Annotated in this window: 24 protein-coding genes and 1 pseudogene; 15 read left to right on the top strand and 10 right to left on the bottom strand. The window is 51.9% G+C overall.

Annotation, left to right across the window (positions count from 1 at the left end; translation table 11 throughout):
- Positions 1 to 78 precede the first annotated feature (78 nt).
- Together trmB and LQV63_RS26130 are read right to left on the bottom strand one after the other, a co-directional pair.
- Complete coding sequence (trmB, locus tag LQV63_RS26135; RefSeq protein ID WP_233698872.1) at positions 79 to 777, bottom strand: tRNA (guanosine(46)-N7)-methyltransferase TrmB; 699 nt, start codon at positions 775 to 777, stop codon at positions 79 to 81.
- 255 nt (positions 778 to 1,032) lie between these two features.
- A complete protein-coding gene (locus LQV63_RS26130; RefSeq protein ID WP_233698871.1) occupies positions 1,033 to 1,209 on the bottom strand; it encodes a hypothetical protein in 177 nt (58 codons plus the stop codon).
- Positions 1,210 to 1,465: 256 nt separating this feature from the next.
- Here LQV63_RS26130 and LQV63_RS26125 point away from each other — a divergent pair, with 256 nt between their 5' ends.
- From LQV63_RS26125 to LQV63_RS26095, 7 genes are all read left to right on the top strand, one after another.
- On the top strand, positions 1,466 to 2,515 hold the full coding sequence (locus tag LQV63_RS26125; RefSeq protein ID WP_233698870.1) for an ABC transporter substrate-binding protein: 1,050 nt from the start codon (positions 1,466 to 1,468) through the stop codon (positions 2,513 to 2,515).
- A 96-nt stretch (positions 2,516 to 2,611) separates the two neighbouring features.
- Positions 2,612 to 2,962, top strand: a complete 351-nt coding sequence (locus tag LQV63_RS26120; protein ID WP_233698869.1) for a hypothetical protein — start codon at positions 2,612 to 2,614, stop codon at positions 2,960 to 2,962.
- Positions 2,963 to 3,203: 241 nt separating this feature from the next.
- Entirely contained in the window at positions 3,204 to 4,154 is a 951-nt protein-coding gene (locus LQV63_RS26115) for a TIGR01212 family radical SAM protein (protein ID WP_233698875.1), read from the top strand.
- 1 nt (position 4,155) lies between these two features.
- The gene (locus tag LQV63_RS26110; RefSeq protein ID WP_233698868.1) at positions 4,156 to 4,746 is read left to right on the top strand and encodes a tRNA (mnm(5)s(2)U34)-methyltransferase; all 591 of its coding nucleotides are present in this window, start codon (positions 4,156 to 4,158) and stop codon (positions 4,744 to 4,746) included.
- A gap of 76 nt (positions 4,747 to 4,822) precedes the next feature.
- Entirely contained in the window at positions 4,823 to 5,218 is a 396-nt protein-coding gene (locus LQV63_RS26105) for a VOC family protein (RefSeq protein WP_233698867.1), read from the top strand.
- Positions 5,219 to 5,247: 29 nt separating this feature from the next.
- Complete coding sequence (locus LQV63_RS26100) at positions 5,248 to 6,216, top strand: type I phosphomannose isomerase catalytic subunit (protein ID WP_233698866.1); 969 nt, start codon at positions 5,248 to 5,250, stop codon at positions 6,214 to 6,216.
- 202 nt (positions 6,217 to 6,418) lie between these two features.
- Positions 6,419 to 6,895: a small multi-drug export protein gene (locus tag LQV63_RS26095; RefSeq protein ID WP_233698865.1), complete on the top strand. Its 477-nt coding sequence runs from the start codon at positions 6,419 to 6,421 to the stop codon at positions 6,893 to 6,895.
- A gap of 135 nt (positions 6,896 to 7,030) precedes the next feature.
- On the opposite strand, the pseudogene LQV63_RS26090 reads toward LQV63_RS26095, so the two are convergent.
- Positions 7,031 to 7,246, bottom strand: a pseudogene (locus LQV63_RS26090) (erythromycin esterase family protein); the annotation flags it as partial.
- Between the two features lie 15 nt (positions 7,247 to 7,261).
- Positions 7,262 to 9,112, bottom strand: coding sequence for a helix-turn-helix transcriptional regulator (locus tag LQV63_RS26085; protein ID WP_233698864.1), 1,851 nt, complete (start codon positions 9,110 to 9,112; stop codon positions 7,262 to 7,264).
- Positions 9,113 to 9,283: 171 nt separating this feature from the next.
- On the opposite strand from LQV63_RS26085, the gene LQV63_RS26080 reads away from it, so the two are divergent.
- The gene (locus LQV63_RS26080) at positions 9,284 to 10,132 is read left to right on the top strand and encodes a CPBP family intramembrane glutamic endopeptidase (RefSeq protein WP_233698863.1); all 849 of its coding nucleotides are present in this window, start codon (positions 9,284 to 9,286) and stop codon (positions 10,130 to 10,132) included.
- A gap of 25 nt (positions 10,133 to 10,157) precedes the next feature.
- Here the strand turns inward: LQV63_RS26080 and LQV63_RS26075 are convergent, their stop codons facing one another.
- Positions 10,158 to 10,481, bottom strand: a complete 324-nt coding sequence (locus tag LQV63_RS26075) for an ArsR/SmtB family transcription factor (protein ID WP_019421579.1) — start codon at positions 10,479 to 10,481, stop codon at positions 10,158 to 10,160.
- Between the two features lie 122 nt (positions 10,482 to 10,603).
- Between LQV63_RS26075 and LQV63_RS26070 the strand changes: the two genes are divergently transcribed.
- From LQV63_RS26070 to LQV63_RS26045, 6 genes are all read left to right on the top strand, one after another.
- Positions 10,604 to 11,839, top strand: a complete 1,236-nt coding sequence (locus tag LQV63_RS26070; RefSeq protein ID WP_233698862.1) for an MFS transporter — start codon at positions 10,604 to 10,606, stop codon at positions 11,837 to 11,839.
- Between the two features lie 381 nt (positions 11,840 to 12,220).
- A complete protein-coding gene (locus tag LQV63_RS26065) occupies positions 12,221 to 12,895 on the top strand; it encodes a response regulator transcription factor (RefSeq protein ID WP_233698861.1) in 675 nt (224 codons plus the stop codon).
- Complete coding sequence (locus tag LQV63_RS26060; RefSeq protein WP_233698860.1) at positions 12,892 to 14,256, top strand: sensor histidine kinase; 1,365 nt, start codon at positions 12,892 to 12,894, stop codon at positions 14,254 to 14,256. Before LQV63_RS26065 ends, LQV63_RS26060 begins: the two co-directional genes overlap by 4 nt.
- A 70-nt stretch (positions 14,257 to 14,326) precedes the next feature.
- Entirely contained in the window at positions 14,327 to 15,241 is a 915-nt protein-coding gene (locus LQV63_RS26055) for an ABC transporter ATP-binding protein (RefSeq protein ID WP_233698859.1), read from the top strand.
- A complete protein-coding gene (locus LQV63_RS26050) occupies positions 15,238 to 15,951 on the top strand; it encodes an ABC transporter permease (RefSeq protein ID WP_233698858.1) in 714 nt (237 codons plus the stop codon). Before LQV63_RS26055 ends, LQV63_RS26050 begins: the two co-directional genes overlap by 4 nt.
- A gap of 1 nt (position 15,952) precedes the next feature.
- Entirely contained in the window at positions 15,953 to 16,690 is a 738-nt protein-coding gene (locus tag LQV63_RS26045; protein WP_233698857.1) for an ABC transporter permease, read from the top strand.
- A 104-nt stretch (positions 16,691 to 16,794) separates the two neighbouring features.
- Here the strand turns inward: LQV63_RS26045 and LQV63_RS26040 are convergent, their stop codons facing one another.
- The 5 genes from LQV63_RS26040 to recQ all read right to left on the bottom strand — a co-directional run bounded on the left by LQV63_RS26040 (position 16,795) and on the right by recQ (position 22,744).
- Positions 16,795 to 17,262, bottom strand: coding sequence for a hypothetical protein (locus LQV63_RS26040; RefSeq protein ID WP_019421572.1), 468 nt, complete (start codon positions 17,260 to 17,262; stop codon positions 16,795 to 16,797).
- Between the two features lie 74 nt (positions 17,263 to 17,336).
- Positions 17,337 to 18,239: a DUF2167 domain-containing protein gene (locus LQV63_RS26035; RefSeq protein ID WP_233698856.1), complete on the bottom strand. Its 903-nt coding sequence runs from the start codon at positions 18,237 to 18,239 to the stop codon at positions 17,337 to 17,339.
- 482 nt (positions 18,240 to 18,721) lie between these two features.
- Positions 18,722 to 20,518, bottom strand: coding sequence for a B12-binding domain-containing radical SAM protein (locus tag LQV63_RS26030; RefSeq protein WP_233698855.1), 1,797 nt, complete (start codon positions 20,516 to 20,518; stop codon positions 18,722 to 18,724).
- A 43-nt stretch (positions 20,519 to 20,561) separates the two neighbouring features.
- Complete coding sequence (csaA, locus tag LQV63_RS26025) at positions 20,562 to 20,918, bottom strand: chaperone CsaA (RefSeq protein ID WP_019421569.1); 357 nt, start codon at positions 20,916 to 20,918, stop codon at positions 20,562 to 20,564.
- On the bottom strand, positions 20,915 to 22,744 hold the full coding sequence (recQ, locus tag LQV63_RS26020; protein WP_233698854.1) for a DNA helicase RecQ: 1,830 nt from the start codon (positions 22,742 to 22,744) through the stop codon (positions 20,915 to 20,917). Before recQ ends, csaA begins: the two co-directional genes overlap by 4 nt.
- Positions 22,745 to 23,022: 278 nt before the next feature.
- Between recQ and LQV63_RS26015 the strand changes: the two genes are divergently transcribed.
- Positions 23,023 to 23,946, top strand: coding sequence for an RluA family pseudouridine synthase (locus LQV63_RS26015; RefSeq protein ID WP_233698853.1), 924 nt, complete (start codon positions 23,023 to 23,025; stop codon positions 23,944 to 23,946).
- The last annotated feature ends 836 nt before the right edge of the window (positions 23,947 to 24,782 follow it).

The following is a 24,782-nucleotide window of genomic DNA, read 5'->3' as shown; positions in this document are numbered from 1 at the left end:
GGAGCTGCGCAACAAGTTGAAACGCAGGCCCTCGTGTTCTTTTGTTGATCCTGTATAGGATGATACCGGTCGCTTAGCTTACGACAAAGAAGTGCGATAGTCATGAAGAGTCTGGGTGCCGATGAGCACCTCGACCCGATGAATGTTCATGCCTTTGTTAACGAATTTTTGCTCATACTCCGTCATGACATGCTCTTCATTAATACCGTCGCGGTGCAGATTCAGACTGATGTTGCGCATTTGCAAGCCCATCTGCGCAAATGAATTGAGCGAGAATTCAAAGAGCGTCTCTGAGTCCGTCTTCAGATGAATTTCACCCTTCTCGTTCAGTGCACACTTATATTTTTCAACAAAGCGCGCATGTGTCAAACGGCGGCGGGCATGGCGATTTTTCGGCCATGGATCGCTGAAATTCAAATAGACCCGCTCAATCTCATCTTCAGCGAACATCTTCTCCAAAAACTCAATATTCGCACGCACCAGCTTCAAATTCGAGCGCGGCTCCACACCTTGCTCTTCCCATAACGAGTACGCTTTCGCGCAAGCGCGCGCAATTAACTCATCATACATATCCACGCCGATAAAGTTCACTTCCGGGTTGTTCAAGCTCATCTGGCTGATGAACTGCCCCTTCCCCATGCCAAGCTCCACATAAATCGGTCGGTCATTTCCGAACAATTCGCTCCATTTGCCTTTATATGTCTCCGGCTCCAGCACGGCGAGCTGGGATTGTTGCTCCAGCAGTTCCATAACCCCTCTTTTGCCACGTAATCGCATGTGCTTTCCTCCAATGAATATGATCCAATCCCCTATTTTGAATGACAACTAGTAAAAAGTAAAGACTCTCGTTTTAAACAACCGTAAACTGAAAAAAGAATGCCAGCGTTGCCGCAGCATTCTTTCGTCATAATCGCGCATCGCTAATAGCGGATTCATGCGGCAATACGTGCATCCATCTGCTATCGTCTATCTTCACAATCTGATCTATCTGCGTACTATCGTTTAACACCCTTAAGGTCGATTCACTCTATACTAACGTTCCATACCATACTTGCGCAGAACGACCTCGTTCAGCTTGCGCATCGCCTCAGACTTGACCGAGGAATCCTCGTGGAATTTCTGCCCCGTCAGCGCCATTGCTTCCTTTACGGTCAACTCGATCGTAATCTTCTCTTCCCCTTGCGGAATGTGAAAGGCGGAGTTCATCATTCATCACCTCATTAATTAATGACAACGCGTGATTGGCTTGCCGATTAGCGAGAATGGTAGCTTTGACGTATGCTGAAAGCGTTTTATCGCCTGCTTCAAATATAACATGAAATGTAAGGTGCTTCAAGCAGGTTTATTGGGACGTTCAACAATTAACACCATATTAACAGCCGTATTTTTATAATGATGGTAGCGCATTCATTTGAGGCTGACATTCCATTATCTTATTTCTATTTTAGAAAGGGGCGTGTAAGGATTGAAGAAAAGAAAGCGTGTCCCAAGTGTGTTCTTACTGCTTGTCATGTTAATCGCCGTTGCGGCGGCAGGATGTTCCTCATCGACTCCATCCCCTGCCAGCGAAGCGGAACCGCCCACACCAGAACCTGCTGCGGAGAGCACAGAGCAATCGAGCAGTGAGCCGGTTACGATCAAAATTTTGTACCCTTGGGGAGAAGGGGCGTTTGAAGAACGTTATCGAGGCATTGAACAGTTGCTGCCCAACATCAAATTAGAACTGGTTGATTCCAGGGCAGAGCTGGAGCCGCTGCAAGAATTGAATGCGCAGCAGGTTGTGCCGGACATTATTTTTGCCAACTGGGGACTGGATCCCTTAGTTGAACTGGATATGATTGAGCCCCTGGATGATTTAATCGCAAAGCATCAATATGATATCAATCAGCTTGATCCTTCGCTTGTCGCTTCCATCCGCGCCATGGATAAGGAAGGCAAAGGGAGAATTATGGGTGTCCCGATACAATACAGTCCGTACGGGATTTGGTATAACAAGGAAGTGTTCGACAAATTCGGGATCGAATATCCTGCCGCTCAAATGACGTGGGACGAAGTAATCGAGTTGGCAAAGCAAATGACCGCGGAACGAGACGGGGTCCAGTATCGCGGCCTTGAAATGGGTCCTGGCCTAGCCTCGAGCGAAGTGACCGTGCCTCTGAGTCAGCTTGCTGTCAACTTGACCGATCCGGAAACAGGGGAAGTGCTCATTACGCAAGAACCTGCCGTCACGAAATATTTGGAGCTGATGAAGCGCCTTTACAGCATACCGGGTATCTTCAATCCAGATCCGGCAGCCCGCAAAGATTATGAATTTCCAAAGAAAAATGTAGCGGCCTTCTATGAGCGCAAGCCCGCCCTGCCCCCAGCCAAAATCAGCACCTGGGATAAGTATGTCGATATCGGCGGCAGCATGCTTACATTTTCACAGTCGAATATGGATATAGCGGAATTTTTAAGAGTGCTGAAAGAGGAATCCGAAATAAAAATTAAAGAAGCACAGAACCAAAAGAAATGACCCGTGCATCCATGAACCGAAAGTGAGATAACGAGCCGGCATTCGCGCAGCATCTCGATCCCATGTGCCCGCGGTTCATATGCAAGCTGCCAAATTTTGTTCAACGACGTGCCGGAAGAGGCATCCATCGCTTGGACGTGCAAAGGCCATAACAATCATCTATTGGGAGATTCGCTTGAAGTGTATCAACTGATTGACGTGCAGGTGAACGAGAACACGGATGTCGACGTGTCCACTCTGCCAGCAGGAACCCCTGCTCCTTCCTATGTGACGCGCCAAGCACCGTTTCGCATATTTGACGCTTTGCGACCAGTAACGGGCACCTTCGCAGCACGCGCAGCGACTGAGGCGCTGTATGTCTGCTGGAGTATTCCCGATACGGCAGAACCAGGCATGTTCACAGGTGCTGACTTCGTCACAAACAAACATTACGATTGCTTAGACTGATTTTTCAGGTGCTTGACTCTTGGACTCTCCGCAGATGACAAGCAGCCCAATGCCGCTGCAGACAATCGGGCATTTAATATCCGTTGATGCATCGCCCTGAGCACGTCCGTATCTTCGCTTTTGCAGCAAGATCTGCTACAATGAAACCACAGTGTTCTTCACTCCTTCCTTGCAGTTGGAGCCGGATGAACCTGGAGCAGAACCTTAGATTGGAAGGGCTTGTGTGCCATTGAATGAACGAATGAACGAACAACCGCTTATCCCGGAACAATGGGGAGACAAGCGGTTCCATACATGGAATACCGAGATGCGGAACCACTTCGGAGAGAAAGTATTCAAGGTCATGCTGGATGCCGGCTTCACCTGCCCGAACCGGGACGGACGCATCGCCATCGGAGGCTGCACCTTCTGCAGCGCGCGGGGGTCCGGCGATTTCGCAGGACGGCGCCGCGATGACTTGGTCACTCAGTTCAATACGATTCGCGCCAAGCAGCACGAGAAATGGCCGAACGCCAAATATATCGGTTATTTCCAAGCGTATACGAATACGTATGCGCCGGTAGATACGCTGCGCGAATATTTCGAAGTTATATTGGAGCAGCCAGGTGTCGTCGGCTTATCCATTGCAACCCGTCCTGATTGCTTGCCAGACGATGTCGTCGAATATTTGGCCGAGCTGAATGAACGCACATATCTCTGGGTGGAGATGGGGCTGCAGACGATTCACGAATCGACGTCCCAGCTCATTAACCGGGCGCACGACACGGAATGTTACTTGCAGGCGGTGGAGAAGCTGCGCAAGCACAACATTCGCATCTGCACTCATATCATATACGGACTGCCGCAGGAATCGCATGAGATGATGCTGGAGACGGCTAAGGCGGTCGCACGCATGGACGTGCAGGGCATCAAGCTCCATCTGCTCCATCTGATGCGCAAGACGCCGATGGTCAAGCAATATGAAGCAGGATTGCTCCGCTTCCTTGACATGGACGAGTATGTGAAGCTGATCGTCGATTCACTTGAAATTCTTCCGCCGGAAATGATTGTGCACCGCGTCACCGGCGACGCGCCGCGCGACTTGATTATCGGTCCGATGTGGAGCTTGAAGAAATGGGAAGTGCTGAACGCGATTGACGCCGAGCTCAGACATCGCAATACATGGCAGGGCAAGTATTGGAGGGAGCCGTAGCATGGGCTTTCTCTCCGTACTGAGCTATGCGCAGCAGATCGTGAAGGAGCGCGTGCAGCCGGGCGACCGCGTCATTGATGCGACGATGGGCACGGGCGTAGACACCTTGTTCCTAGCCCGGCTCGTCGGGCCGCGCGGCGAAGTTGCGGCCTTTGACATTCAGGCGGAGGCGCTGGAGCTGACGCGACAGCGCCTCCACTCCGCCTTGGGCGCGGACGGCAGCGCGCAGGCAAGCCTGCATCTGGCAAGCCATGCCGAGATGCGCGGCGCGCTGCCCCCTTCGTGGCACGGTGCGACGGCAGCCGTCATGTTCAACCTCGGCTATTTGCCGACGGTTGAAGCGGATAAGCGCATCATGACGGCGCCGTCCACGACGCTCGCGGCGCTCGACTCCGCCTTGACGCTCCTGCGTCCGGGCGGGGTGCTCAGCGTCGTGCTGTACCCGGGCCACGAAGGGGGCGACCGCGAAGCGGACGCCGTGCGCGTCTGGGCGGAGAGCCTGCCCGCTGCACTCGGGCAGGCGGTCGTGTACCGCATGCTGCAGCGCCCCGAAGCGCCTTATGTCATCGGCGTAGAGAAGCGCTCCACCTAAGCTGGCTTACATGACGCCTGACCAACGATGAACTTCATCAAAAACCGTGAGATAACATATAGAGGAGATGAAGGATATGGCAGTGCGCAAAATCGAGCATATTGGAATTATGGTCCGTCATTTGGAGCCATCCATCCGCTTCTACGAGGACGTTATCGGCATGAAACTGAAGGATACGCTAGTACATACGAACGGCGTTATCCGTCTCGCATTTCTTTCTTTTCCGGGAGCGGATGAGAGCGAGTTGGAATTGGTTGAAGGCTACAGCGACCGTCTTCCCGAGGAAGGCAGAGTGCATCATCTAGCCTTCAGCGTCGACGACGTGGAAGCCGAGTTGACGCGTGTGAAGGCGCTCGGCCATGTCGAGCTTATTGATCAGGAACTCGTCACCTTGCCGAACGGCAGCCGCTATTTCTTCTTTAAAGGTCCGGACGGCGAGTGGCTTGAATTTTTCCAAACTACGAGAAACTAGACTACTAGACAACACGGGAGTGAGAGATCATGACAACACCATACCCACTGAAATTTCAACCTGAATTTAAAGAACGTGTCTGGGGCGGACGCGCGCTGACGCAGTTCGGCTTGGATCTGCCAGAAGGCCATATCGGCGAAGGCTGGATGATTGGCGATCATCCTAACGGCACGACGAAGGTCATGAACGGTGAACTTGCAGAACTGGGCTTGGACCAAGTTCGCGAGCAATACGGCAAAGAGTGGTTTGGCACGAAGGGCTTCTCTGAGAAAAACGGACGCTTTCCGCTGCTCATCAAGCTGTTGGACTGTAATGACGACTTGTCTGTCCAAGTGCATCCGACTGACGAATATACAGGCCTGCCGCAAGGCGAGCTGGGCAAAACGGAAATGTGGTACGTGCTGGATGCGAAGCCAGACGCCAAAATTATTTACGGCTTGAAAGAGGGCGTGGATCGCGAAGCGATGGCGAAAGCCATTGCAGAAGGCCGCATCATGGAAGCCCTGCAGGAAGTTCCCGTGCAAGCGGGCGATTCCTTCTATATTCCAGCTGGCACAGTGCATGCACTGTGTGCAGGTGTCGTCGTCGCCGAGATTCAGCAGAACTCCGACACGACGTACCGCCTGTATGATTACAACCGTCCGGGCTTGGATGGCAAGCCGCGCGAGCTGCATATTGAGGACTCCCTGAACGTCATCGCTTACGAAGGCGCTGGCGCTACGCGTATGAAGACGGACTCTGCTACGCCGAATGAATGGCTGAATCTCGCGGAATCCCCTTATTTCCGTGTAGAAAAAGGGGTCGTGAAGCAGCCTTGGTCCTTGTCCACGACACCGGAAAGCTTCGTTATCCTCGTCGTATGCGAAGGCACAGGCACACTCAAATGGGCGGATCAAGATTTGTCGTTCAAAGCGGGCGAATGCTTCCTGCTTCCAGCCAACCTTGGCGCATACACGCTTGAAGGCGACTGCACGGTGCTTCGTTCCGTCGCGCCTTAACAAATTGCAGTACATGCATGAAATATCCGGCTCGCGGTGTTCGTGAGTCGGATTTTTATTTTTCATCCGCTTCCCAGCATATATCTAAAAAACTGTTTCCTCGATCTATAGAAGCGTGTATTGTATGAAAAGGTACGCACGGTCAGGAGAAACTCATAAGCTGGATGAATGGAATCTCAATATAATAAGGGAGAGTATAGGAATGGACTTGGATTTTCTTTATTCCGTACCCGATGAATGGAAATACGGAGTATTATTTTTGTTTGCCGCTTTACCGTGGTTGGAAGTGTTTGTCGTCATTCCGCTAGGCATATTAATCGGCTTGTCGCCGGTTCCCGTTGCTTTGGCCGGATTTCTCGGAAATTTAATCCCGATACTGCTCATCGGACTGCTATTTAAAAAGTGGCAGGAGTGGAGACAAAAGCGCGGGAAATCAACAGAGCCGTCTCCGAAATGGACGAAGGCGCAGACCATTTGGGATCGCTACGGCGTCCCTGGATTGGCACTGCTCGCTCCTATCCTCATCGGTACAGATATTGCAACTATACTCGCGCTATCATTCGGTTCTCCACGCAAATGGGTCATTGCATGGATGACCATAAGCCTAGCCGTCTGGTCGATTGTGCTGACCATTGGCACCGTGTATGGCTTTAATTTCATTACATATTTGACCGCCTGAAGTCAGGCGGTCTTTTTCAAGGTTTAACCCTTTGCCTCATCCCTTGGATTGTGTCCCATGAAGCAGGGGTGTAGGAATCATCGGCTCTTCATATTTATCATTTACAGTTCGACATTACTTCGCTTGCGATTGAGCTTAATTGATATCATCCGGTATGTGTACGTTGTCGATTAGAAGAATACCATCATACTGCGCATACGGCACAAGGCTTTCCGGCCCCCCCCATCTATATACAAAACGAGGTTCGAACATCCAGGAGTTGCCTCGCTCATTCTGACGGTAACGCAGGTCCATGAACGTATACGGCTGCTTAGCAGCGGATAGAATATCCTCCACTGATCCCGATTCCGGCGTCCCGCCGCTTGCTTAATCTCGCACGAGCTTGGCCCTGCGGGCCGTATTCGCTGCGGACTGGCGGTCATGAACACCTAGCTTCGCATACAGGCTGGACACGTAATTGCGTACGGTACCCTCCGACAAATATAACTTTGCCGCGATTTCCCGATACTTCATTCCTTCCGCCAAATAATGCAGCACCTCGCGTTCACGTTCTGTAAGACCAAACGGATCTTCGGTGGAGGCCTCTTCAGCTCCGGTTATTTCTGCTCCTTCCGTCTGCCCCCGCTTTATCTGTTCGGTCATGGCCAGCGCCAACGACTGCGGCACAAAAGTGCTGCCACGGGATACAAGGCGAATCATCGCAAATAACTCCTGCGGATGAATAGACTTGAGCAAGTAGCCTTCCGCTCCGGCTTCGATGGCCTGTACCGCATGCTCCATCTCATCGATCGTAGTCAGCATAATCAGCTTGATATGCGGCCAGCGCTCCTTTATTTCTAGTGCCGCAGCAATACCGTCCATCTCAGGCATACGAATGTCCATCAGAACAACATGCGGTTCTGCTTCCGCCCCGGCTATGCGTTCAATGGCTTCACGACCGTTGGCAGCCGTTCCTGAAACAATTAGCCCCTGCTCTTTTTCTGCCAAAAAACTCAAACTCTCTCTTATTAGCTGTTCGTCATCTGCCATGAACAATCGTATTGGCGGTTCAGATTCAGGCTGCTGAACAGCGGGAAGACAGCAACTCACCCGTGTGCCTCCATCAGGATGCGACGCGATGTCCAGCGAGCCTCCGTAAGCTTGCAGACGCTCTTGCATCGACGTCAGCCCATAGCCAAATGTGAGTCCGTCATTCCCAATCCCATCATCCTCAATTGTCACACTTATTTTACTGGCGGCATACGTCATTTCCACCTCGATTTGTTCCGCTTGACCATGGCGCACAGCATTCGTAATCGCTTCTTGCACGCATCGCTCCAACGTCACACGATGAACAAATGGTATGAACTGAGGCGTTCCCCTCACATTGAGACGACTCTTGATTCCTGTCTGTTCGCTCATCCTGTTCAGCATGTTCCGCACATGCTCGGTCATATCTATCTCCGAATCCTCTACTAAGGCTATGCCATGTATATGATGACGCACCGCTGCAAAGCTGCTTCTGGCGTGCTGCAGCACACTGCGCAAGCGCTGCTTCGCTTGTTCCGGCTCAGTGTCCAGCAACGAATTTACCGTCTCCAGTCCCATAATGAGCGCTGCCTGCGAATGACCCAGAGCATCATGCAACTCCCCCGCGACACGGGAGCGCTCCTCCTGCACCGTAAGTCTTTCCACTTGCTCCGCATATTGTTGAATCGTGAGGAATTGCCGTTCGTTCTCACGCAGCAGCTGCTGCAACCGCTGTTGGGTATGCAAAAAGACATTAAAGCCATATCCGATACCAAACAAAATGAGGTGGTTTATCATCTCATCCGGCACAGTAAACCAGGCAATCTTTCCGCTCCAAATTCCTAGTAACGGAAACAATGTAAAGATAGGAGCCGACCACCAAACCATCCTTTTGGATGAAAGAAATCCGGCTAACAGCGAAGGAACAACCATATTGTCTAGATACATCGGCATCGAGAAATGCATGTTCACATTGATTCCGCCCGCACAAATTATTTCCGAGGCAATAAATAGGCGCGGACGTATGTATCCCGGTCTCCAAAACCATAAGGGAATTACACCGGACAGAATGAACAAACTGTAGGCTTGCCAAGCCGGAAGCGTTACAAAGCCGGGAGTGAATAGCATATACAAGATGCCGGAGACTATCCACAATCCATAAAGGCTCAGTAAAGCCCAATCAATCCAATGCCATTGCCGTTCTTTCATGACCATTCCTCTTTCATTCGCAGAATGTGATATTCATATGATTGCAATTTCCGATGTTCCTCACTAGGTGTCTAATGTTCATTTTAATATGCTAATAGAGGTTGTTCAAAAAGTCACCCTTTGAACACGCGCTAATAAGGCGAAAAAAAGAAAAGCATGGAGGAATGCATCATGTTTTATAACTTATCAGATCGGTCAAAAGCTTACACCTATATGGCACTTGTGCTCGTCCTAGGACTCGGATTCAGTTTCATTCCGAACATCAGTTCCTTTGCCTATATGTTGACGCCTACCATCGCCGCTGTGCTTATGATGTTCATCGTGACGCGTGACGGCTGGAAGCGAGCAGGATGGGCAAGACTTGGCTTGCACCGTCTCGGACTGCACATGTGGGCGGCAAGTCTAATCATACCAGTTGCCATCATTGTGCTCAGTTATGCTATTGCTTGGGCAGCCTCTTTGCTGACGTTGCATGTGCCAAATGACTTCCGAGGATATCCATGGAGCGCATTTCCAATCGTAATTGTGATTACGTTCCTTATGAACGTATTGACCAATTCCTTAGGCGAAGAATTGGGCTGGCGGGGATATTGGCTTCCACTGCTTGCATCAGCCTGCGGAGAACGCCGGGCCCTGCTCATTAGCGGGTTCATTCACGGAGTGTGGCATGTGCCGATGATTCTCATCGCAGGCAGCTATCATGCGGAACAGAATCCCTTGCTCGCCTGTGTATTCATTGTCGTCAGCACCTTGTGCCTCGGGCCATTTATCGGTTATGTGCGCCTGCGTACTTCAAGCGTATGGCCGGCTTCCATTCTGCATACGGCGCATAATTTGACTTGGATGATTATGGCTGTGATTACGACGCCAACATCTGATTCTGCCTATTATATTAGCGGAGACAACAGTGTAATCACCATGCTGTGTTACGTTGGATTAGCCGTATGGGTATTCCGTCGTCTTCCAATAGCTCCGCTTCGGCAAGCAGCAGCATCCTCAACGCAAAGACCGCCTCTATAGGGCGGTCAGCTTGCGATCAATCTGCTTATGCTTCGTGTGCCACGTTTCCCGCGGCACTCTCCCGAATGACCTTCAACAATCCAGGAAAGCGTGATTCCAAATCCATCGTCCGCAATGAGATAAACCGCTGAGTCCCCTCCAGTCGTGTCCGAATGACCCCTGACTCCCGCAGCACTTTAAAATGATGGGACAGGGTTGATTTTGGCAGCGCCAATTCAAATCCGCCGCAAGACAATTCCGATGCATCCATTAGCTGCAGCACTATGGTGAAGCGAATAGGCTCGCTTAATGCGTAGAAAACATGCTGCAATTCAATCTGTTCCGTTTCCGGATGGTATAAAGTTCTCATAGTAACATTGTACTTCAATCGTTGACATCATTCAATAGTTCGAATACACTCGAACTATTGAATTTAGGTGCGCGCCTTTTCAATCGCAACTCATTCAGATGCTCTTCAGGAGGACAAGCAACATGCAACTAAAATCAACGGACACACAACCACATGCTCGAATTATAATGGCATTGTTCTTCTTCACGATGTTTGTTATCGGCACGGACACGTTTATCGTCTCCCCTTTGCTGCCTACCTTAAGACAGGTATTACATATTTCGGCTGAGCAGTCGGGATGGCTCGTATCGGCCTATGCGCTCGGCTATGCGGGCTTTGCCCTAATCGCTGGTCCGTTATCCGACGGATTCAATCGCAAATCATGCCTTGTGGCAGGCATGATTGGATTTTCCCTCTTTACTGCAGGTTGTGGCCTGGCAGCTGATTTTTCCACCCTGCTTGCCTTGCGTGCACTCGCGGGAATCAGCGCAGCCATCGCCTCTCCCCAAGTGTGGGCCTCCATTCCGCAGCTATTGCCTGCTCACCACGTCGTCAAAGCAATGAGCGCAGCCACTGCAGGGCTAGCCGTCTCCCAATGCATGGGTGTACCGATCGGCAGTGTGCTGGCCGCAAGCAACTGGCGCTTCCCGTTCTTTGCGGTAGCCGGGGCAGCGCTAATCATCACAGTTCTTCTGGCTGTGAAGCTGCCATCGATTCCGCCGCGACAGCGGAATGGGATATCCATCACCGTGCTGGCGAAGCAGTATCGATTCGTGCTGTCTGAGCGACGAACCGTTGCGGCGTTTCTCGGTTATTTCTTATATCAGCTCGGCACCTTTGCCACCTTCTCCTTCTTGGGAAATTGGCTGGCGGATGATTTTGCGCTATCCGTGCAACAGACAGGGCTGTTCATCCTCGTCTTCGGCATCGGCAATTTGGCCGGCAGCTTGATGACAGCTCCAGTCGAGCGCTGGTTGGGCACTCGCGCTACCGTAACGGCAGCTCTGCTCGGCATGATAAGCATGTATTTGCTCATCATGTGGGGCGATCATATTGCTGTCGTCGGCTTTGCTTATATGATGATCGCTTGCATGGGAGGCATTCTGTTCCCGCTTCTGATGAACACGCTGCAGAAGCAGCAGCCTTCCGCAAGAGGAACGATTGCCGCGCTGGCGAACAGCTCTATGTATGGCGGAACGATGATCGGTTCTTCATTGGCCGGCCTGCTCTATGCCCGGGTAGCGGGTTTTCCCGCTATAGTTATCCTGACGATGCTTAGCTATACCGCTGCGTTAATCCTGTTTCGCCATATATTAAAACCAGTAACGAGCGTGTCAACTGTCACCTCTTCCGCCTCGGCGTCGAACGTTGGGCGCTAACGTCCGGATTTTGTGAAACACTTCGCCCAGTCTTTCGTATAAAGTGAATAACTATACGAAAGGGCTAGGTGCGATCCTGCTTCCTGTGCTTGCGACAGGCTTATCGCTTCTCTTCCTATGGAGAATGCCAGTTGCTCTAGGACTTTATTGGACCGCAAATAAACTATATTTCATCTTGAAACGTCTGTTCTTTCATACGAGATGGGGCCGCCGTCTTCTATATAAAGATTTACCGCACTCTTAAAAATTGGAATTGAAGGGATACACGCAATTACATGAGTCCAACTCAGTAACCCTACCCTTATTGAGCTGGCGTCCCATGACGTCAGCTTCTTTTTTGTGATTACACATCAATAACGCCGGAAAGGGACACGAACAAATATGAAACAACGACTTCTGTATATTGAAGACGATCAAGAGATTGGTCAGTGGACAAGCGAATATTTGCACGAGAAGGGATACGAGGTGGTCTGGCTTACTTCTGGGGATCAGGCTTTAGATGCAGCAGAGAACAGCGATCTTGTTCTATTGGATGTGATGCTGCCTGGTCTTGACGGCTTCACGATCGGTCAGCGGCTCAAAAAAGAACACCCCCATACCCCCATCCTGATGCTGTCCGCACGCACGGCCATCGACGATAAGCTGTACGGCTTGCAGTTCGCAGATGATTATGTAACCAAGCCGTTTCACCCTGACGAGCTGGCAGCGAGAATCGAGGTGCTGCTCCGGCGCTACGAGAAGCAGGAGGCGGCAATTACGGAACTGAAGCATTTGCATGTCTATCCCGGGGAAAATCGCATCGTGGATACGCGTACCAACGAAGAGCTTGTGCTGACAGGCAAACAGTATCATATTTTCACATACATGCTGCGCCACCGCAATCAGATTTTAACGAAGGAACAAATATATGAAGGCGTCTGGGGAGAGCCCTACATCGAGGGGGACAAGACGCTCATGGTTCATATCCGGCACTTGCGGGAAAAGATTGAATCCGATCCCAGCCAACCCGGCATCATCGAGACGATTCGCGGGATTGGCTACCGGTTGAAGCTATGAAGCCGCGCGTTCTTTTTCGCAAGTCGCTGTTAGTCCGCTACATGCTCATCGTCTTCGCCGCGCTCGTCATATGGCCGATTATATTTCCGCTGGCCTCCATCTTGTATCAGTTAACGACTGACTATAGCAATGAGGCGAAGCTGAAGGAAAATATTTATGCGGGCGGCGATCGTCTTGAGAAACGGTGGCACGAAGAGGCAGCCGCCTTGAAGGATGCGAAGGAAGCAGCGATTGCGCAGAGGCTGCGTGATTTGAAGCGGGAATTTCCGAAAGCCGACCTATTCTGGGTCGATCAGACGGGGCGAACGCGCCTCATGCTGCCCGAGCGGCCCGGCATCCCGCGGCAGTGGAGCGCCGGTGACAGCATCGCCTTCATGAAGCAAAGCTTCAATGGCGATCCGTTCACCGCCGTCGCCTTTATCGGGCAACAGCCGGAGCAGGGCTTCATCGTTATCCAGGTTCCCCGTAAGCTGATGGTGTCCAACGCTTCATTTGACAGCGCGCACGTCTTCATCATCGTCATTGCCGTATTCGTGCTGTTCATCGCGTCCTCCTGGTGGTTCTTCTATCGGCTGCGAAGCCGGCTCGTCCATCTGGAAGAAGCGATGACATCGCCTGACAGGAGCGGGATACCGGCGCCTGTAGAAGTTAGGAGCTCCGATGAAATCGGCCAGCTCGAGCACGCGTTCAACCGCATGATTGGCGAATTGCAGCAAAGCCGGCAGCGGCAACGGGAAGAGGAGGATCTGCGCAAGAAGCTTATCGCGAATCTATCGCATGATCTGCGCACCCCGCTGACGACGATACGCGGCCATGCCCATTCCCTGCAGCAGGAGCCGCTGTCCGACCGTGGCATGCAGTCTTTGACGCTTATTGATACGAAAGTGGGCGACTTGGCCCAGCTTATCGACAATTTGCTCTCCTATACCCTCTTGTCCGCCAAAAAGTACGAGTTTCATCCGGAGCGGACCGATATTTTGCGTCTCGTTCGCGCTTCCGCGGCGGGATGGTTCCCTGTATGGGAGAAAGAGGGCTTCGAAGTGAATGTCGATTTGCCGGAGCATCCCCTTATATGGGAGGTGGACCCGCAATGGTTCGCCCGCATCTTGGACAATCTATTCCAAAATGTATTGCGCCACGCCGCTTCTGGCCGCTATATCGGGATACGCACGGAGATGCGCACAGGACGCGAAGCGCTCGTCATCGAGGACCGCGGTCCGGGCATGGAAGCCGTCTCCCAAGGAAAGGGCGCGGGCATCGGCCTGACAATCGTGGCGCTCATGGTGCAGGAGATGCGGCTGCATTGGGAGGTCGCCAGCAATTCCGGAGGCACAATCACCCTCATGTATCCGAAAAATTAAACTGGAATTAACCTGCGAGTCCCGTTCATTTAACCTTCGGCAGTTAGCATATATACCGAGGTGATTCCAGTTGAGTGAGTACATTATTCAGACTCAAGGATTAACGAAGCAATATGGCGCGCGCAAAGCAGTGAATCAAGTTACCTTGAACATACGGCGCGGTGATATTTACGGCTTTCTCGGCCCGAACGGCGCTGGCAAGACGACGACCATTCGTATGCTGCTCGGTCTGATTCGCCCGAGCCAGGGCCGCATTCACATTTTCGGCAAAGACTTGCACAAGCACCGGATGTCGATCTTGAAAAAGGTCGGCTCCTTGGTTGAATATCCGTCCTACTATGGTCATTTGACAGGATACGAAAATTTGGAGGCGATTCGCCGCATCTTGGATGTGCCGAAATCCCGCATCGATGAAGTATTGTCTATCGTCCGCTTGACGCAAGATGCGAAGCGCCCGGTGAAAGGCTACTCCCTCGGCATGAAGCAGCGGCTTGGGATCGCTTGCGCCTTGCTGGGCCAGCCTGAGCTGCTCATTCTGGACGAGCCAACGAACGGTCTGGACCCGTCCGGTATTTTGGAAATTCGCGAGCTGATTAAAAGCATGCCGCAGCAGCACGGCATTACGGTGCTCGTATCGAGCCATTTGTTGAGCGAAGTGGAGCAGATGGCGAATCGCGTCGGTATCATCCAGCACGGCGAGATGGTATTTCAAGACACGATCGACTCGCTGCACAATCGGGCGCAGCATCGCATTCAAATCGCGGTGTCGAACCCGGAGCAGGCATTCCGTACGCTTGCCTCCTCTGGCTGCAGCGCAGAGTTCAACGAGGAATCGTTAGTTCTCGATTACATGCCGGACAACAAGGTAGCCGCCATTGTCGAGCTGCTCGTTCGCAACAACCATTCCGTCTACCGGGTGGAAGAGAAACGCCAATCGCTCGAAGAGATGTTCCTGGCTCTTACCAGGGAGGGGAGCAGACAATGATAGGCAAGGTGCTGTCGTCCGATATTATAAAAATCCGCCGTACGTGGATTTGGCTGCTCATCTTCCTTGGTCCGTTCGGCGTCGTCAGTCTGCAAGCAATCAACTTTAGCCTGCGCTATGACTATTTGACGAAGTTGTATGCCGATGATCTGTGGGGCGGCTTGCTGAATAATGTTCAATACTTGGCTGCGCCGGCGCTTCTGTTCGGCATTACGCTCATTGCGTCGATGATCGCCGGACTGGAGCATCGGCTGAAATCATGGAAGCAGCTGTTGGCGCTGCCCGTATCGCGCTTTCACGTCTTTACCGCCAAATTCGCACTCAACCTCATCCTTCTGCTTAGCGCCTGTGTGCTGCTTGCGGCCGGCTCCATCCTTCTCGGCGCCGGACTCGGATTCGGTTGGGATATTCCTTGGCAAAGACTGTTCATCATCAGCTTCTATCCATTCTTTGCCGCCATGCCGGTATTGGCCCTGCAGCTATGGCTGTCCATCGTGATGCGCAATCAAGCCATCCCGCTTACCTGCGGAATCATGGGCACGATTTTGTCCCTGTATTCCATAAAAATGCCGGATTGGATGCCGCTGAAATGGCCGCATTTAGTAAACGCGGCGGACGTGCCCGAATATTCCGTTCTGGCCGGGTTGGCGGCAGGCGCCGTCATCTACACGGCAAGCCTCGTCCATTTTGCCAGAAGGGATGTGAATTAGCATGAAATCCTTTATGAATGTGTTCCATTCGGAAGGAATGAAGCTGCGCAAGTCAAATATCTGGCTCCTAATATTCGTCAGTCCACTGCTCGCGTCCTTGCTCGGCCTGCTTGAGGTGAACAGGGATGCCGAGTTGAACGCTTGGCCGCTGCTGTGGACTATTATGGCCAGCATACACGCCCTTTTGTTCCTGCCGCTGCTGACAGGCGTATTCTCCGCCTTCGTATGCCGCTATGAACATAACGGCGGGGGCTGGAAGCAGCTCCTCGCCCTGCCTGTATCGCGCAGCGGGTTATATATGGCCAAGTTCCTCCACGTTGTGCTCTTGCTGGCGCTGGCTCAACTGCTGTTCACAGCAGGCATTATTGCCGTCGGCTTCCTGAAGGGATATGAGATGAATATTGTTCCGTGGGACGAGTTCGCTAGACGCGCATGCAGCGGTTGGTTCGCCACGCTGCCGCTTGCCGCGCTGCAGTTGTTCGTTTCCACGGCCTGGGCCAGCTTCGCGGCGCCGCTCGCCATCAACGTCATGCTGACGCTGCCGAACATGCTTGTCGTCAATTCGGAGAAGTACGGGCCGTGGTACCCATGGTCCCAACCGGCGCGATCCATGCTGCTGATTAGCGATGACTACGGAGCTTTCAACATGCCGATGGAGACGCTGCTGTTCATCATTGCCGGCAGCTTCATCGTATTCCTGAGTGCGGGATTAATGTATTTCAGCCGAAAAGAAATATAAAGCAAAAACAGCGTCCCTCATGCCGGACGGCCAGGAGAAAACTCCTTGCCATTCAAGCATTGGGACGCTGCGCTGCGTTGCGTTATTCATGCGTCATATCGTTGTTATATTGTCTTTAAGTCATCTGTAAGATAACGGCGATCCTCTTCGTTCTCAACATGCCGGGCAAGCTCTTCCGCCCTCGAAATATAACCTTCTACATCCTCAGCTTTATTCAGCAGACTGGAAGCTCTGGCCAGAGCTTCATAGGCGTAAGCCATATCAAATGCGCCTAGGTTATATTTCCGGCATATATCCACACACCGTCTCGCATGATACATCGCGGATTCAGCCATTCCTGCCGTCGAATATACGCGGGAAATTTGCCATTCTCCCCGTGCGAATTGAAGTTCATTTCCTGCTACCCCCCAATGATACCGGGAAGCATGAGCCGCATGAATCATCTGATCCGTCTCTTCCTGCGTGCGGGTCGTTTTCTCCAGCAGCTCCCATACGAGGTTGAACAGTTCTTTTGCGCTCTGCGTATGCGTGTCTGGGTCGGATTGCGAACGATATTTCATCATCGCTGTCATCTATTCATTCTCCTCATGTCCACACTTTCCAAAGATGATGCCTGCCATATCACATACCGGCAGAATCCATCTTCCTATGTCAGCGACTGTGGAGTGTCATCATTAGAAGGCGGAACCGTAGTTTCCTCTTTTTTCTTTTTCCCCGTAATAAGGCGCCATAGCCCGGCGATCGCAGCTACTACCACGATCCAGAACTTTTTGAACAAGCCCAAAATTAGCGCTAAAAATCCGACTTTTTTGGCAACGGCCAAACCCGCACCGCCAAGTACGAGTCCGGTAAGGCCGTATTCAGCCACCTTATCGGTAGATTTATCGAAATCCTCGTACCGTTTTCCTTCCTTCACCTTAAAGCTAGACAGTACCGTCTTCTCCATTTCGACACGGTCTGCCGCCAGATGATCGGGATCGGAAACCAGAACGATGGAAATATAACCTTCACGCGTCAAAATCCGTTCGTTGTAATTTACAATCTTCTCATTACTGGAGTTGTGCGCAAGCAGTGACCACGTTAGCCGCTTCGTCGTTGCGTTATAGGAAGGCTCGATATCCCAGCTATCCACGAATAGGTGTCGGCTCGGATCCAACTCCTCATTCGCAGCTTCGGTTCCGTTCTTGTAGCTCTGAAGCAGCTCCTCTGCATCAATCTTATCTTTCTCATCGTCTTTGATATGACCGGAATTGGTATATTCAATGAATACGCCCCAAGTCGCATCTTCAGCTGCAGGGAACACAGCTCCAATTTCTTCGCCGGACGGCTTGCCGCCACTCTCCGTTTGGAACGTCTGTGCATCCTTGCCATTCAAAAAGATCATATCTTCTTGCAGCGTAAAGGACGCCAAACCCTCACCCATATCGATGGATTGACCCGTTCCTTCTACCCAATTCAATACCGGTTCTGCTCCCGCTTGCGAGATGCCCCCGAACAGGATTGCAACACTAGCAACGATCACAGTGCATCTTTGTAACCAACTTTTCAAGGTCTTTTCCTCCTAGAACATTTATCTCTTTTTTAACACCGATATACTATACAGGAATAATTACCAGAGATAAATGGGCTAAAAAGACCATGACTTTTTTCCTTATATTTTCTGTAGCCGCTCAGTATCGTTGCATTGCAGTCATCTAACCCGATGTGGAAGATGAGTGAACCATCTGCGCCTTCATCAATATTACGTTCAAGACCCAGCGAACAGGCACTCGCAACGGCGCTAGTTAGGAAAACTCTCTGCAGCACTCTCATCACGAATAGTCTATTTGTGTCACATCCCAGAAGAGATGTTTCCGCAAAAAATTTGTATCTATAGATCCTTACCTTACTCAATCAGACTTGGACTATTAAAATACGGAATATTCATGCGACAAACTTCGACATTATCTAGGACTGTTCTTGCGGCATCTAATTACTTGAATTTGGAGTGCGGCACTTGAAAAACAAAACGGCTGCTATCAGCTAACTACCTTACTTGCCGGCTATAACGCGTTCAGGTACAGCGAACAGGAGAGGTGTCTCGTCATTCGTCTGTTGGTACAGCACGATAAGGATCGTCGGTTCTTCCAGCTTCGCCCCCTGCTGTGCGGACACAGCTTCCGCAACGGATGGTTCCAGGCGCAGCCACTGGGCTGTATCGAACGGCAACCGCTCCACGACCGCGTGCTTAAGCAGCTCCTTCTCGCTGAGACCAAGTGCGGCAAAGTCTGCTGAGATCCGGTCGGGATGATTCGCAGCCACGCGCAGCATATGCAGGGCTTCCTCTTTCCTCACCGCGACGTCCCACCATATTTTGCGCGGCTTGTATTTGTGGTTCATGAAGTAGTCCATCTTCATCAGACCATGCGCCACGTCAGGCCGCTGCAAGCCATGGTCTGTCAGGAAGGAGCTCAGCCGCACGAACAAATCTTCCAGCTGATGGCCAATCTTCTGCCAGCCATTCGCTTCCCAATAATCCCCGAACGCCTGAAAGAAATCAAACGGAGATGCAAATTCACGCTGCATGAGATGCTCCATCGTGCGGTCCATGCGATGCGAGTTCCAGTACTTCTCGAGCACGTCCTCCAATCGCTTCAAGCGGACTACATCCTCGAACGGCAGCACCTCATTGCCAAGCATCTCATAGGGCGCATGATCCATATAGACATAGCCGTACTTGTCCGCGTCCAGACGCAATCCTGTTCCACGCAGCATTTTCAAGAAGCCCAGCTGCAGCTCTTCAGGCCGAAGCTCAAACACGTCGTTGAACGTTTTGCGGAACGTGTCGTAATCCTCCAGCGGCAGGCCTGCGATAAGGTCCAAGTGCTGGTCGATCTTGCCGCTCTCCTTCACCTTTGTCACTGTGCGCGTCAGCTTCGTGAAGTTCTGACGCCGCTTGACGAGCTCGTTCGTCGGATCGTTCGTCGATTGCACGCCGATTTCAAATCGGAAGATACCGGGAGGCGCATTTTCCGCCAGGAAGTCGAGCACCTCCGGACGCATAATGTCCGCCGTAATCTCGAACTGGAATACGCATCCCCGATGGTTATCAATGAGGAATTGGAACATTTCCATCGCATACTCACGTTTAATGTTGAACGTCCGATCGACGAACTTAATCAGCTTGGCGCCGTTATCGATTAAATAGACCAAGTCTGCCTTAGTCCGTTCAATATCAAAATAACGCACACCCACCTCGATGCTCGACAGACAGAATTGACAGCTGAACGGGCAGCCGCGGCTCGTCTCGAAGTAGACGACACGTTTGCCCAGTGTCGGAACATCCTCCGCAAAACGGTGTGGTGAAGGAATGTTATTCAGATCCAGCTTCGGACGGGGAGCGTTGATCATGACCTCTTCTCCCTTGCGGTACGCCAGTCCAAATACAAAGTGATATTTCTGTTCATCGCGAATTTCACGGAGCAGGTGAAGGAATGTCTCCTCCCCTTCGCCGATGACGATGAAGTTGACGTCAGGCAGCCGCTTCATCCAATAGTCAGTGTCATAGGACACCTCCGGTCCGCCCAGTACAATGCGCACGTCAGGCCGAACTTTTCTCAACATGCTGACCACTTGAATCGTTTCTTCGATGTTCCAAATGTAGCAGGAGAATCCGATAACATCTGCCTTCCGCTGATACAGATCGGAGACGATATTCATCGACGGATCTTTAATCGTATATTCGGCTAGTTCGACGTCGAATTCATGCTCGCAACTCGCCTTTAAATAACGGATGGCGAGCGAGGTGTGAATATATTTCGCATTCAACGTAGTAAGTATAACTTTCATGGTAGCTCCTTTCTCATCTGCACAACCGGGACATGCCAGCCGCTTACGCAATCGGCGTTCCGTTCGGGACTTCCTCATCCGGTCGAAGCAGGACGACATCGCCGCTGTCCGGAACTCCGCCTAGGACGAGCACCTCGGAATCAAAGCCCGCAATGCGCCGCGGCGGAAAGTTCACGACCGCTACAACCTGCCGGCCGACGAGCGTGTCTGGTGTGTAACGCTTTGTAATCTGCGCGCTTGAGCGCTTCTTACCGAGCGGACCGAAGTCAATACATAGCTTAATCGCCGGTATGCGCGCCTTCTCGAACGGCTCAGCCTCTACGATCGTGCCAACACGCACATCCAGCTTCATGAAATCCTCAATAGATGCAAGGGTAGTTATTTCGTTATCTTCCATCATATCCATTCCTCCTGATTATCAAGCTTGGCTGCCTCTTCATCCCGTTGCTGAAAAAACGCCAAAAACGGTGAGCCGAATTGCTTCAGCTTCGCTTCACCGACCCCTTTGATGCGCAGCATATCTGCTTCCGTGGTCGGCTGCACCTCCGCCAATTCACGCAAGGTGCTATCGTTAAATACGATATACGGCGGGACTCCTGCCTTCTGGGCCAGTTCACGCCGCAGCAGCCGCAGCTGTTCAAATACCGTTTCATCCACAGCTGACGCGGTCTTCGGCTTCAACGACTTAGCTACACGCTGCGTCACTTGCCGCTGTCCCTTAAGCACCTCTGCCGCAGGCGGAAGCAGACGGACGACAGGATATTGGCCCTCGCTCAGCTGCAAATAGCCTTCGGCAATGAGCACGTAGATCAGATCGGCAATCGCCTTCTCCGTCAAGTGGCGCATTTCCCCATGCGTCGACAGCTTCTCGAAGCCGTATTGAATGACCTTCTTGTTGCGTGAGCCTTTCAGCACGGAAGCGACCATCGATACGCCGAATCGCTCGCGCATGCGATAGATGCAAGAGAAGATCTTCTGCGCTTCCGTCGTAATGTCGATCGATTCGCGCTCGTCCTTGCAGCTGCCGCACGTGCCGCACGGCTCTTCCCCTTCTTCTCCGAAGTAACGCAGCATGTAGTTCTGCAAGCAGCCCGTCGTGTAACAATAGTCGATCATGGACTGCAGCTTCTTATATTCGTGCGTCTTCCGTTCCGGAGACGCTTCGCTCTGTTCAATGAAAAATTTCTGCGTCAAAATATCCTGCGGATGGAACAGCAGCACGCACTCGCTCGGCTCGCCATCCCGCCCTGCACGGCCCGCCTCCTGCACATACGCTTCCATATGCTTCGGCATGTTATAGTGCAGGACATAGCGCACGTTCGACTTGTCGATGCCCATGCCGAACGCATTCGTCGCCACGATGACGCGGACGTCGTCGTACAGGAATGCCTCCTGCATGCGCACCCGCTCCTCGTCGTCCAAGCCCGCATGATAGCGGCCGGCCGCGACGCCAGCACGACGGAGCATCTCGTGCAGATCTTCCACATCCTTGCGGGTCGAGGCGTATATGATGCCCGCTTGATGCTCGCGCCTGCGCACGTAATCCAGCGCGAACGCCTTGCGCTCTTCCCCGCGCAGCACGGTAAAGGCCAGGTTGTCCCGCTTGAAACCAGTTACGACCAGCTCCGAATCTCCGAGCTCCAGAAGCCGGGTCAAATCCTCGGTCACCTCGGGCGTGGCGGTCGCCGTGAACGCCGCCATCAACGGCCGCGGTCGCCCGGCTTCCTCCAGTTCTCTCATGAACGGGGCGATGGCCCGGTAGCTCGTGCGGAAGTCGTGCCCCCATTGCGAGACGCAGTGCGCTTCATCCACGGCCACGAACGAGATAGGGAGCGTCTTGGCGCGCTCTCGGAACCATTCGCTTTCGAGCCGTTCCGGGGCCACGTAGAGCAGCTTCAAGCGCCCGTTCTGCGCCTGGCGCAAAATGCCTCCCGCTTCCCCGAGCTCCAGTGTGCTGTTGATGAAGGCCGCGTCGACACCCAAGCTATGCAGCGCATCAACCTGATCCTTCATAAGCGAAATGAGTGGGGATACGACCAGTGTCACGCCCGGCAGAAGCAGTGCGGGAAGCTGATAGCAGATCGATTTCCCGCCTCCCGTCGGCATGATGCCCACCGTATTTTTTCCTTCTATAATATATTGTATAATCCGCTTCTGTCCCGCGCGGAAGTCATCGTAGCCGTACACCCGCTTCAACGTGCTTCGCGCTTGGTCCATCGATATCATTGCAATAACTCCTTCTTTCTTCCATTTTAATACAAGGTTAGCGATAATTAACGTGCTCACGAACGACGTCTATAATCGAAATCACATTGACCCCATTATATCATGGCCTTTGTGCGCACGGAATTGAATTCCCTTGTTCACGATGGGATTCCGTGCATCCGAACGGGCTTTTTGCTATAGTAAGAACATTCGATATGCGAGGTTAGAACTGGATGGAGAAGATTTTACCGTCGTCTGCTTCTCGTGAGCTTCGTTAGCGATGTAACAGGAGGTATGACATGAAGAAGAAAGCACATCATTCACATTCCAGCCACCATTCCGCGCCTAAACGGTATACGGTCACGGAACCGATGGAATTGCTGCCCTATTTATTGACTGTAATGTCCAATATGGGACGCAACTCTGTTAAATCCATTTTGGCGCGCGGACAAGTCTCCGTAAATGACCGGGTGGTTACGAAATACAATTTCCAACTTCAACCTGGGCACACTATCACGATTTCCAAGGATAGAATATCCGATGAGCTCCCTTTCATTGGGCTTAACATTCTACACGAAGACGAAGACATTATCGTCATTCAAAAGGAAGCCGGATTGCTCTCGATCGCTTCAGCGCAGGAGCAAGAGCTGACAGCCTATCGGCAGCTGACGACGCACGTTCGCAAAGACAATCCCAAGCATCGGATCTTTGTCGTGCACCGGCTGGATCGGGATACATCCGGAGTCATGATGTTCGCCAAGAGCGAGAAGGTGCAGCAGAAGCTGCAGCAATCGTGGAAGGATATGGTGCAGGAGCGCTCCTACATCGCGCTGGTGGAAGGGTTGGTCAAGAAGCCGGAGGGTACGATTTCCTCGTGGCTGAAAGAAAGCAAAACGTTAAAAATGTATTCGAGCCCCTATCCAAATGACGGCTTGCATGCCATCACTCATTATAAGACCGTGCAATCCAATCGGAACTTCTCCTTATTGGAGGTCCATCTGGAGACAGGACGGAAAAATCAAATCCGTGTCCATATGCAGGATATCGGACATCCCATTGTAGGGGATAAAAAGTACGGAGCGAAAACAAAACCGATTGGTCGGCTCGGACTCCATGCGCGGGTATTGGCTTTTGTGCATCCGACCACAGGAACCAACATGCGATTCGAAACTAACATCCCCAAGGCGCTGCTAAGTCCGTTCCGCAACGATTCGGCCGAATGAGGGACTAACCCAGACAGCACAGGTGGTGAGCTATAAGCTCAAGCTGAAATAAGGCTTGAGTTTTTTTGTATACTGAATGCGGTTTCGCCACCCGTGCCTCAGATTGAGCGAAGCAATAGTTTTCATGGCGCTCTTTGGTTCACTCTCCCACTGACTCAGATTGAGCGAAGCTGCATCCTTCGATGTGCCCTTTGCTTCACTCTCCCACTGGTTCAGATTGTGCGAAGCCGCAGCCTTCGATGTGCCCTTTGCTTCACTCTCCCACTGGTTCAGATTGTGCACAGAACAGTTCAGGATCTGAAGATAATGGCTTCGTGGATGAGTTACAGGGGAATTCATGTTTTTTAGTCGATCCAAGCAGTTAAGAGCGATTGAACGTTATCAATTGATGGTCTCGATAGGATTCTCCTTTTCTGAATCAAGGGGTTAGTGAGCAAAAGGATGATTTCGCCCCTCCTCTCTTAGCAGACCGTATAGCTTCGAATGATTGTCGGAGCAATCCGAGGGTTGAGAGATTCACAGGCAACTAGTCAGGGCTGACTGCATACGATCATCATACATGCCTGATGGTGACAAAACCTGCATTTGCAGCACGGTCTGCCCTTTGTCGCATCCTCCACTGGATTTTGTCCAATGGGACAGCAGCACAAACCTCCTTACGGCAGGCTCCATTGGAAATGATCCAATGGTTTGGCACTCATTTCGCAGCAATCGCTAAGAAACAGCCAAATCCACTGGACTAAATACAGTCTGCATACCGTTTTCCCGCCTAATCGACTCATTCCACTGTACGTTTTCCAACGAAGCTTGCATCAACCGCGGTAACAATCTCGGAA

The organism is Paenibacillus profundus (assembly GCF_021369635.1).
GTDB classification, from domain to species: Bacteria; Bacillota; Bacilli; order Paenibacillales; family Paenibacillaceae; genus Paenibacillus_B; species Paenibacillus_B profundus.
The sequence above is the reverse complement of the archived record's forward strand: the minus strand, read 5'-3'. Positions and strand labels throughout refer to the sequence as shown.